Below are 11904 nucleotides of genomic sequence, written 5' to 3'. Positions count from 1 at the left end.
GATAGTAGGAAGATGGAAGATTATGGTTATGGACAATCCTTGCTTTCACTTCCTTCTGGATACAGGTCACAGTTTAGCAAGAGAGATAAGAAGCTATATTTCTATCGAATTTTGGGATAGGCTCTAAGTATATATCCTCCGGCTCATTTAACTGAATATCATCTTGTACTACCTAAATACAATATCATCAAATAATATGATATAGTCCATTAACTATAATTCGCTTTGTGTAATGCACTTTAAGAAGATAAGTTCTATTTGGATCGTTTAAATAAAATTTGTATGAGTAGTTCCCTTATTTATGATTCTAATCGTAGTAATAGAATGCCATAAATATTAGTCATGCTATACAGTTCATAAAGCTAAGAATGAGTGATAGCGTTGAAGTTATTCAAAACAAAGAAAATGGCCAACTTCGACTTAATGGGCTAATAGAACACACTCAATCAGCTTTAGATCTTTTAATCGGATTAGATGGTTTGTTATTTCTGAAAAATGATTCTAAATTTACTAAATTATGTTCAAATCTAATCAAAAGCGGTGGGATAATTAGGTGCATCATAAAATTTCCATCAAGGAATCATTTTGAACTTCCACCGTTCCTTAATTTATGTACTGAAATTAAATGCCTTGACAAAATTGATGGGATTGTTGCCGTATCTGAATGTGAATATGTGAAATTGTCTATTAGTGCAACTGGTACAGCTATATTGGATGGTATGTATAGCAATAATAAAGACGTCTTGCCAATTACTCGATTTTCATTTGAGACTTTGTTTGCAAATGCGTCACCTTTTAGATCACATATGTTGAAATTAGTAAAGAATAGGGATCATTCTTTATCTTTGCCCTGCATTAATTCAACTGATAATGCAGCATATAAATTGTCTCACTTCATAGAAAAGTCAGAGCATATCTGCATATACTCATCAATTGATGAACTAACATTTGGTTATCAGGATTACATAGATCAATTTAAAGTCATAACATCCAAGGAAAAAAATGGACAACATATAAGGATTAGATGGCTTACCACCATTAGAAATAAAAATGATATACTTTTTGTTAATAGGTTCTTAAAAATGGGAATTGAGATTCGCCATTTAAGCGAACAACCTGCGTTTAGTTTTGCAGTATCTGACAAATATTTTACCTCAATCATTAAACGAATTAAAAAGGGAAAGAACGTTATCGATAGACTTTTCCTAAACAGCGATCAGGATAATCTCCTCTACTTTCAAAATACTTTTGAAAAGTTATGGGATACTGCTACAGATTGTGACGAAAGAGTGCAACAGATTGTAAATCATATTGACGACAAGATTGAAGTAATTTATGACTCAAACCAAGCACTACAGAGGGTATATGATCTAAGCACTTTGGTAAAAAAAGATATTTTAATCATCTTACCCTCTATGAATGGATTTTATCGTACAGAAATTTCAGGAGGTTTTAAAATGTTAAACAGATTGGGTGAAAGAGGAATCAGAGTCAGGATATTAACAATTCCTGATCCAGGGAACTTAATGGAAGTAAACAAAATCAAATCCAAGTATCAGAATCTAGTGTTCAGGGATTTAGAGCAGACTATGATGTCCTATAATAGAATAATAGTTTTTGATGATAAAAATACCTTATTATGGGAAGTAATAGATGATAATCAGCAAAAGTATGCAGATGCACTGGGCTTGGCATTATTCATTGAGAGTAATAAGATAACCGAAACCATAACCATAATTTTCAATAGTTTATGGAGACAGTCTGAAATACATAGTCGTCTCAAAGAAGCACACGAAAATCTGAAATCTCATGGAAGAATGCAAAGCAGGTTCATGGATCTGGTTGCACATGAGCTACGTACGCCCCTGCAGTCAATCTTGGGTATTACTGAGTTACTCAAAGAAGAGATCAAAAATAATGATCAGAATTTTATGTTACGTGTAGCAATGGCTAACGCCAAGAAACTTCAAAGACTATCGGAGAATATATTGGATATTACTCGACTCGAAGGAAATATACTTTACCTAAATAAGGAGCACTTTAGTATCAATCATTTGGCAATACAAATAACATCTGATCTGGTAAGGAATGTAGAATACAACAAATATGTTGCTATAGAGTATGTTAATTTTGATAAAGATATCCTTATATTTGCCGATAAATTCAGAATAGGGCAGGTAATTCAAAATTTGGTGGATAATTCAATGAGGTTTGTCCGAAATCGAGGTAAAATCACACTGAAACTTAACACCAAACGAGTCCATTCTAAAAATATTCTCGAATTAAGTGTAGAAGATGATGGTGAACAGCTTAAGCCGGAAATTTTCTCAAAACTGTTTACCAAGTTTGCGTCAGACTCATATTATGGCCCTGGCATTGGGCTGTATCTTTGTAGAAAGATTGTCGAGGCACATAAAGGCAGGATATGGGCAAAGAACAATCATAAGAATCATGGTTGCACTTTCACTTTCGGGATTCCCATTTAAATCGTTGTTGTATGTTTGCAAAAAACAATAATCAGCCATATTGTGATAATTTAATAGGTTGTCAATTAGTAACATTTTATAACTTGTCTTAACTTTTCAATCATCGAAAAAAAACATTATTCTGTGTTTCATGATACTTTTACATATTGAAGAAATAATCATTGTAATTGATAAAAGTGTTTTACCTAGCGGTTATCGTAAAGTCCGAACAAATAACAAAACGCATGGTTAATAGATCCAATAAGCAAAAAAGGGCTAAAAGAATTAGCCAAGCGGAATAGTTCTTATATTGGAGAACCATTTATGAATTTTAGATAGTATTGAAAGTATTGCGAATTTAGTTATAATTAAAATTAGCATTATTATTCAACTAATTCTCTCAATTTTTCAAATCGTTTTATATATTCATGGCCTTTGGGAGCGATAACAAAGTACTTGTAATTCTGATATTCACTTATCAAATTTTCCTTAGGTTTCACTTCTCTAATTAATCCTTTTGCCAAGAGAATCTTCTGTACGTTTGGATTATTGCTAATCTTACTTAGTGTTATTGGGTGGGTAATTTTGGTATTAATAAGATTAAGAGATTTATAAATCGCATCATAAATTGTCACATGACGGATGGTAATATTCTTTCCACCAGGTTTTTGAATGATACTCATTTTTATGTTGACGCGCATATGATATATTTCAGCTATAAAGTTTAGTTATTTAGAAAGTAATCTGCAAAAGCCTCAATTACAAATTATTATATGATTTGTATTGATGAAATCAGTTCAATATGAGTCAATAAATTGTAAAAATTGATTGACTATGATACCCTTCACCCTTCGAATTCCAATACAGTTGGATTGTTATCTAAACTGTTATAATTTATATGACGCAATTAGGATAGATCACAATCATTAAATGGCTTTATTATAGTATTTTAGATTCTCGATCAGTGAGACTCGTTTTGATTTATAGTTTAAATGTTTTTTCAGAAAACTGCCCACCTTTATCTAATTTTTTGCACTCGTCTCTTGATGCATTATTGGTAACAAAATAATCACATTCAACGTGTTTGGGTAAAGTGTAAAATACTTAACTTTATTGTTTTAAGTATTTTTAAATATTAAATATTTAATGCTTATAAATAGATATTTTTAATAGTAAAATATGATGACCATACTGTTAGATCTCATTTTCATCGTAAAATTTACTCAAAAGAAATAATAGATAATTTACTTGGCCAATATTGTAATATTTCTTCAAAATTTTTCTAAGTTTTCAGAGTGAAGATGGGTTTACAAATTTTGTACAAATTTATGGACGTCTATGCTGTAGATTTCAAATAACTAACAACTAGAACATCTTAAATATCTTTTTGCATTTAATAAAACCTATGGTAAAATTAATCAATCCAACTGATTATTTGCCTTGTAAAAACTGTTCTCACTCCAGAAGTCTACACGTAAAACACGCTGAATTACCTAGATGCACTAAGGGTGGTTGTAAATGTACCTCTTACAAAGGATATTTTTGAAGACTATTGGCTGATCGAATATAAAAAAAGACAGATAGTTGCCTATAGAATTTGTGTCTTACTAGATTTCTCATATGTTCTTTGAACAACCACGTGTAAATTAACATTTTTAATTTTAATGTCTCGTATTTGCATATTTGGACACCCTGTTAGTTTAAAGTGAATATATCGGTCATACGATAGATTTATATGAATTGGGTATAAAACAAGATTATGGTAGACAAAAATGCAATAGTCACTGGTAGTTCAAGCGGTATAGGAAAAGAAATTTCTTTAATACTGGCAAGAAATGGATACAACACGTTTGCAACTATGCGTAATTTGGATAAATCATCTGAATTAAGATCAATTGTGGAGAAAGAAAAACTTTCCACATTGCAATTCGAACAATTAGATGTCACCAATGAACAATCGGTACAAACCGCCATAAGAAATATCCAAAATAAAGCAGGCAAAATTGATATACTAATTAATAATGCTGGTTATGGGCTTGTCGGAGCATTTGAAGATACTTCAATAGATGAAATCAAACAACAATTTGAAACTAATTTCTTTGGCCTCATCCGTACAACCCAGACTGTTGTACCGTTAATGAGAGCGCAGAAATCTGGTCTAATCGTAAATATCAGCTCTGGTGTTGGCAGATTCGGAATACCAACACTATCTGCATATGCAAGTTCCAAGTTTGCACTAGAGGGGCTTTCTGAGTCAATGTCATATGAGCTAGAACCATTTGGGATTAGAACAGTATTGATAGAACCAGGGGTAATCAAAACTAATTTCTTTAATTCTACTGTTTTTGCCAAGAAATCACAGGATCCGAATTCTCCTTATGCTGATTTTATGAAAAATATGGAAAAAAATTTTACACAAATGATTGAGACCAAAAGCTCAACTCCAGAAGAGGTTGCAAAAGTCGTCCTAGAAGCGATAATAGATACAAATCCAAAGATCAGATATCTAGCTGGGAAGGATGTTGAAGAATGGATTCAAGCAAAGAAAAAGATGACTGATGAAGAATTTCATAGAATGTTTAAGGATCATTAAATTTTCTATTGTTTATTAAATAGTCATATATTGCTTTTTTACATCCTTAAGAAGAATATCGCTAAAACCGCCTAAAGATTTACGCATCAAATTTGCATACGGGAGGAATTTAAAAAAAACTAAAAAAAAAGAATGGTTTACTGATAAGAAATTATTATGTTTTATTGTTATAACTTTTTTGAAGAATATGGAGCTATTTAATGATTAATGCACCAACAATATCATGTTAAATGTTCTAATCTTTAGTCTGCTTGTTTTGATCACCGCAGGCTTTTCAATACCTGTGTTTGCTAGTGGTGGCCTAGGAGCGGTTTTTGATAATAAATCGTCAACTAATAGTGCAAATCTATCTTATACTGATCTTAACCATAACCTGAACTTCACTCGCGATAATACCACAGTGGGAGCCGAGGACGAGGTGCAAAACACGCTCGGAAATACAACAAAGTCTCCACAAATAGATCCTAATCCTAAGCCTCCTAATATGACTCAGGATACAAAGTTTGAAACACAAAATAGAGGTATCTGAGAAGGAGGATTATTTCATTATTTCTTAACAATGGTTATTGGTACCACAGTGTTTGGATACACTGGTCGATAATTTTATTCGAACCCAGAAAGTTCGTCCTTATCGACATTCTTTTGAAACGGTTTCTTATAATAGTAATAATCTCCATATTCTTTGGAAATGTTCTTACCTGTATTATTATGAAATTGTTTCGTTAAAGAGCCCATTGTATTGTCTTTTCGTAAATTGAATATTTTTTCTAAATTAAATGAGTCCGCCCATACTTCACAACTAGGACATTCACTTAATTCTTCGTTTAATTGAATTTTCTTTTTCATATCTAAAAAGCAATGTGGACATTGGATAGTCATATTCTAATTTTTACAAATATAGCTTATAACTCATTTTATGTACTATTCTGGAAAAGTTTCATACTCTAATTTTAGCATTTAAATTGGCTTATATTTACAATATTTACCAATAATATCCCAAATTTTATATAATAAATAAAAGTTTAGAAAAGGACATCCATCCAATATGTTTTGAATCAATTAACAAAAAAGTAGTTTATGTAAATTATTAATTCATAATTTAAACCCACACATGAATCCACTCTTTGATGGTGTGTATACTGCATAGAAGATAAATATGTGAATTCCATCACTGATCTTTGGTCTACATGTGGACTAGAATTTAAAAGATGAGGTGTGAGGAACATCTACACCAATGCCTTCGCCACTTTCCATCCGATCTAATCCAATCGAAATCTTTTCCAAGACTTTATAAACCAGGTTAGTAATGCCTGATTTTGCAAAGTCTCTTTATGGATCAGGACTTGATTGAATACTGCTGCTTTATAGATTGGATTTAGAAACGTATTTGTAGATCAATTCTATATCTTTGCTAATGACGATAATTCTTAATGTCTTAACAGAGATAAATCAATATTAGATTGACAATAAAAAGAAATAAACTCTGAAATATGTAGTTTGCAATTTCTCAAAAAATCTGTATCTTCATTTTTTAGTGAATTATAAAAATATGTAATTACACTTTATCCGTTAATTTAAAAAAAGAAGAAAGTTAGTCGTTTGATTGTGCAGCTGCGTTATTACCAGTGTTACCTTGGAATTGGAAGTTAAGGTTATTTCCTGAAAAGAAGGTACTACCACCAGAAACGACTTGGCTATTTTGTTTTGATTTTTGAGATTGAGTAATAGCTTGTTTTGCTTTGTTACTCTTTTTTGCTAATGCATCTTCTGAAATTGCCAATGGAGCTAAAACCAAAGCAAGTGCTAAAACGACTGCTGCTGATACTAGTAATGTTTTACCTGTATTCATACTTGTAAACTTGATTACAATAATTCCATATATATTAGCTATTTTAGAATTTTTGGTAAACAAGTTTAAGTATTGTCTAATAGTAAAGAATTCTACACGATTTTTCTATAGTTCAACCATAAGTACAAGTGAACAAGTTATATTTCTAAAGCCAATTAATGTTTGTGCTTTGTAAATATTCGTCTTCAAACAAAACTCAATACATCCAATTTATCTTTGACCATTTGAATAATGTTCGAGTAAATTTTTATTGTAAAATTATTTCAAATCAAATTATAGTATCTATGCATAACTTATATAGAAATGATGTCAGAAAGAGATACTCGTATCCTATTAGTTGAAAAATGCAAGTATCTGATGTCAAAGCTTCCAGCAGGCGAGTTTGAAATTGATGAGATGGGCACTACCATAATAGTAATTGATAGATTTTCTGCTTGGAATAACAGACCTATTAGGGAAATATTGATAAATATGGAACCTTTGGATAACCACGTACTCTTGTCTTCTTTTACTACACCTGAATTAATTGATTTGGAAATAACACTTTCTCGATACTATCAATATAACAGCTTTGTATAGGGGTAGGTTTTAACTAGCAGATAAAAAGAGACATTTCCAATAATTCGTTTGCAATTTTACTTTGACTCGGGTTGGGTAGGTAATCGGTCTATCGGAAAAAGAGATTGATTGTAGATTAAACTTGCAGATTCAGACGGATATTAATTGATATTTGCCATTATCTTGAAAAAAAGGATTTGCAAATATCATTTTTATTTGTGTATAATACTAATTACAAAAGTTTTATGAAATATGATTGATAATTAAAATATCTTGTGCTTTTAAATCAACTAATAAAAACAATGTACGGATAAAATACAAAAGCAGTTATTTATTAAAATATGATCTTATATCTTTCTTTTTGGCATTTGTTACAGAATAAAGTTTTCAAGAGGGCGGATTTGTTCTTAAGTATGAAAGTAGCAATGATGTTCAATGCACTTTGAGCATCAAGAATGGGTATTATGTCACGATCTGGATGCGTGCAACGCAAACCTTTGACTAGGTTTTTATCTGAACCTCTTGGCAAAATCGCATGAACTCTCTTTTGAAATGTTGATTACCGCGATTGCCAAAGTAGTTTTAGTACGTGAATTCGATATTCAAATCTTGTCAGTAGCTTTGCATACAACAATATTTCCATATAATTCATTTTCATTCGCTGTTTTGCTCTCATCTTTTTTTAAAAGATGTTCATATATGTGAATTATCTACCTTAGTTGAAATTTCCGGCTTTACAATTGATATCCTCTTGCGTCAACATATCCATTCTTGTCTATCGTTGAAACGGCAGAATAGAAATGAGATCTGTTTCTTTTATTTCCAAAAGAAAATTTACCCAAAAATACTAGTCTTTGCAGGAATAGTTATAACCAAAACAAATCCTAACGACTTGAATCATCTAACATTTCATCCTGCTCCATATATTATAAAGACAAGTTAATAAATTTAAAATGAATTATTGGAATTGGGATGGTTGAAGAAAAGATTATATTTGCATTTTTTTTTGGCAAATTTTCTTTAATGGTGTAACCTGTTATTATTGTTGTACCCTGCTTCCTTGAAGCGCTGGGATTCTTTTCAAGTTTGTACTTGTAAAATATGGATTTTAACCTGAAGATTTAAGTAACCCATTGTCAAATTTAAGAACAGCAATTAAGGGACCATGACCTAGAATAATGTATATGAGAAAATAATGTTGTTTATTTATTATATATTGTTTATTTGAATTTTGGACAATAGTAATAGTTATTATTTATAAGAATAACTGTTCGATATATTCTTATATTACCCATAGTAACATATATGTAGGCTGATTTTTTTGACGAATGGCAAAAATGGTGGATTTACTTTTAACACAATATTTGAAAAAAAGAATCTTTTAATAAATGATACTAATAATCAGATGTATTTATTTGTATTGGGGTTTTGTTTATTGCTAACAATGTATATATTTGCTTTTTCAAGTACTGCATCTCTGGCAAATTGGGCTTACGCTACGGTAGCCCAGAATCAGAATATTTCAAGTCAATTGGTGCAAAATGTGACTACTGGTCAAACACAAGAATTACCAAATATAGATGCTAAACACATATTTGATACAAAAACCGCAACTCTTGGTAACAATATTAAAAACCTAATTATACTCATCCCAGATGAAGCACATCATGGTAACGGTGAAGCAAAAGAGAACAGATTCATTGAACAATCTTTCTTACCACAAAATGCGATTATAAATAAAGGCACTAATGTCATATGGTTTAGTGGCGATGTTAGTCACGAGCACAGGATAATCATTAACAACGATGAAAGTCTGTTTGATAGTGGCGTCCTACCGGAATACTCTGCATCAAACCCTATGGTTTTTAATACCATTGGAAACTTTGGTTACTACAGCCCCGATATAGATCAAGAAGCGGTGCAGAAGGGTTTTGTGATGAGGGGTGATGTGAAGGTAATTGATCAGCCAAACAAATTAAACACCAATTCAAGTTCTAATATAGAAAGCGTTGGTGTGTTCATGGTACCAACAAAAGATATTGATGACTATAGTAAGGATTTCACAGAAAAAGGCTTTTCAATTGAAAGTACATACTCATTTAAGGACCTGAGGGGTATAGCCAGAGATACTGATTCAGAACAAACATTGGTGGTGTGGACTGCTGGCCCAAGCATGACAACAGAAATGATCATCTCGGCATTACAAGATATTGGTTCTAATTTGCCTTATAAATGAATATACTCACACTGTTGATTTGAGGTAGCCAGCCATGATTACTCATCGCAATACGTTACAGAGTATTTTAGCACTGTTTGCATTTTTGTCATTTTTAACAATTGTATTATATGGTAACTCTGTACATGCTTCGATTATTAACATTAGTAGAGCCGGAACGGACAATTCAACAAACGACGACATGGTAAATTTAAAAAATGTTCTTATGCAGAATCACTCAAATTTTGCCAATGATCCCATTTATAATGGATCTCTTACGGTATCAGAATACGATAAATTTAAAAATTGCGCTATGGACACCGATAAGAGACCAACTTCCATTGAATATCTGACTTTTTTTAATTGTGGCCATGTGATTTCTGAAATCAAAAACAATAGTAAAAATAGCTTTAACCAAACGACTAGAGAATTTACATTAATCATAGATGAAAATAGCTCTATACCTATTGCTAGTAATGGATTAGTTTTTGACCATGCTTGGACATTCAACGGTACTATCCCCGGTCCCACAATGAGGGTAACTGAAGGAGATATTGTAAAAATAAAAGTAATCAATCCTCAAAATAATAACCATACTCATTCATTGCATATGCATTCCATTCATCCAGGAGATATGGATGGAGTCGATGGCCCGGGTGGATACATAAAACCAGGACAAAACTTTACTTATATTTTTAAAGCAGGTCCTTATGGCGTATATCCTTATCATTGTCATGTATCTCCTGTAGATCAGCACATTAACAATGGATTGTACGGTGCCTTGATTATAGATCCAAAAATACCCAGGCAAAATATGACTGAGATGGTTATGATGATGAATGGATATGACTTGGATTACGAAAAAGAAGGAGTGGGTCCAAGTCGCATTCCAACGCCTGAAGAATATGAAGAAGATTACATGCCCCAAGAATTTGAGCACGGAAACGAAGTCTACACTGTAAATGGAAAAGCCTTCGATTACATGGAAAATCCAATCCCTATCCACCAAAATACAAACTATAGAATATATCTAATCAACATGCTAGAATTCGACCCGGTAAATTCGTTCCACCTTCATGGAAATGTTTTTAAATATTATCCAAGTGGCACATCAAAAATACCGTCCTTTGTTAATGACATTTTGACTTTGGGACAAGGAGATAGAGGAATTATCGAATTTAGTTACCCGTACACAGGCCAATACATGTTCCATTCTCACATTAATGAATTTTCAGATTTGGGTTGGATGGGTTTGTTTAACGTGACTAAATAACTTGACGTTGGAAAATCGGATTTAAATGATCTTTATTATATGTCGCCATGATCAAACCATTGTCCAACACCTTTAAGGAAATTTCATAAGCTGCATTGTCTGTGCCTACGATCATAGCCTTTATTTAATAATCTGATAAGCAAGGTGTTTTTTTAGAAAAATTTTTACAATTTACAACGTATTCAAACTTGACTTTTTGCTTTTTAGTTTGGAATTATTTATTTTCTTCTCATTATATTTAAGTTAGTCTTATCGCACTCATGTGAGCAAGTCCTGGCTAGTAAATTATCACAAGTACGATTAGTTCTTCCAACTTTTGAAGGTAGGGCATATCCCCATCATTGATACATGATTTTTTCCCTCGAGTATGAGTACAATGTCTACTATCAGAAGTGTAATTGAAATTTACCCTGTATCCTGACAAGATCTTACTGCATCTCCCATAACGCTACTGACTAACGGGCGCCTATAGCCAAATTTGTATTAAAAATCTCTCGTTGAGGCAATTCTTTATTAGTATTGTTATATTCTCGTAATCAGGATAGCGATGAAAAGTAAATCTCTATACCAAGGATCAGTTCTGCCAAAATATGCAAATCCATTCTACTTGAAAAATGATCAAAGACTAATAAAAAGGAGATCTATTCGAACACCTTGTCAAAATGCAGTGAAGAATGAAATAGGATAAATATTGTTACCCTTCGGTTAATATAGTCCGCCTTCTTTATCTTTGCTTTGACAAATTCCATGTCATGCTTTTTTGGTTCAATCTCATTACTATTCAAAAACCTACCTGAAATAGAACCACAATCAATTTATTTACAAAGAATAAAATCTCATTGTAACGCATTTTAGTTCCTAAATTTAGGATACTTCATATATTAGTAAATTAGACTAATTTTAAAAGACCTTTATAATCTCAAATACTTTGAATTAACAAAACTACGCAAA

The 11904-nt window shown here is 31.9% G+C and carries 9 protein-coding genes; 6 read left to right on the top strand and 3 right to left on the bottom strand.

Annotated elements, in window-relative coordinates:
* Positions 1-368 precede the first annotated feature (368 nt).
* Positions 369-2486, top strand: coding sequence for a sensor histidine kinase (locus F1Z66_RS11000; RefSeq protein WP_149863665.1), 2118 nt, complete (start codon positions 369-371; stop codon positions 2484-2486).
* A gap of 362 nt (positions 2487-2848) precedes the next feature.
* Here the strand turns inward: F1Z66_RS11000 and F1Z66_RS10995 are convergent, their stop codons facing one another.
* Positions 2849-3148: a hypothetical protein gene (locus F1Z66_RS10995; protein WP_195907531.1), complete on the bottom strand. Its 300-nt coding sequence runs from the start codon at positions 3146-3148 to the stop codon at positions 2849-2851.
* 1076 nt (positions 3149-4224) lie between these two features.
* On the opposite strand from F1Z66_RS10995, the gene F1Z66_RS10990 reads away from it, so the two are divergent.
* Together F1Z66_RS10990 and F1Z66_RS10985 are read left to right on the top strand one after the other, a co-directional pair.
* A complete protein-coding gene (locus tag F1Z66_RS10990; RefSeq protein ID WP_149863663.1) occupies positions 4225-5058 on the top strand; it encodes an SDR family oxidoreductase in 834 nt (277 codons plus the stop codon).
* 223 nt (positions 5059-5281) lie between these two features.
* Complete coding sequence (locus F1Z66_RS10985; protein ID WP_149863662.1) at positions 5282-5587, top strand: hypothetical protein; 306 nt, start codon at positions 5282-5284, stop codon at positions 5585-5587.
* Positions 5588-5661: 74 nt separating this feature from the next.
* Here F1Z66_RS10985 and F1Z66_RS10980 read toward each other — a convergent pair whose 3' ends face one another.
* On the bottom strand, positions 5662-5904 hold the full coding sequence (locus F1Z66_RS10980; RefSeq protein ID WP_149863661.1) for a hypothetical protein: 243 nt from the start codon (positions 5902-5904) through the stop codon (positions 5662-5664).
* 745 nt (positions 5905-6649) lie between these two features.
* Positions 6650-6907 (bottom strand): hypothetical protein, encoded by a 258-nt coding sequence (locus F1Z66_RS10975; protein ID WP_149863517.1) that lies wholly within the window; start codon positions 6905-6907, stop codon positions 6650-6652.
* Between the two features lie 303 nt (positions 6908-7210).
* Here F1Z66_RS10975 and F1Z66_RS10970 point away from each other — a divergent pair, with 303 nt between their 5' ends.
* From F1Z66_RS10970 to F1Z66_RS10960, 3 genes are all read left to right on the top strand, one after another.
* Entirely contained in the window at positions 7211-7486 is a 276-nt protein-coding gene (locus F1Z66_RS10970; protein WP_149863660.1) for a hypothetical protein, read from the top strand.
* A 1300-nt stretch (positions 7487-8786) separates the two neighbouring features.
* Positions 8787-9701, top strand: a complete 915-nt coding sequence (locus F1Z66_RS10965) for a cupredoxin domain-containing protein (protein WP_149863659.1) — start codon at positions 8787-8789, stop codon at positions 9699-9701.
* A 34-nt stretch (positions 9702-9735) separates the two neighbouring features.
* Positions 9736-10953: a multicopper oxidase domain-containing protein gene (locus F1Z66_RS10960; protein ID WP_230207528.1), complete on the top strand. Its 1218-nt coding sequence runs from the start codon at positions 9736-9738 to the stop codon at positions 10951-10953.
* Positions 10954-11904: the final 951 nt, after the last annotated feature.

It is taken from the genome of Candidatus Nitrosocosmicus agrestis (genome assembly GCF_008389435.1).
Lineage (GTDB): Archaea > Thermoproteota > Nitrososphaeria > Nitrososphaerales > Nitrososphaeraceae > Nitrosocosmicus > Nitrosocosmicus agrestis.
The sequence above is the reverse complement of the archived record's forward strand: the minus strand, read 5'-3'. Positions and strand labels throughout refer to the sequence as shown.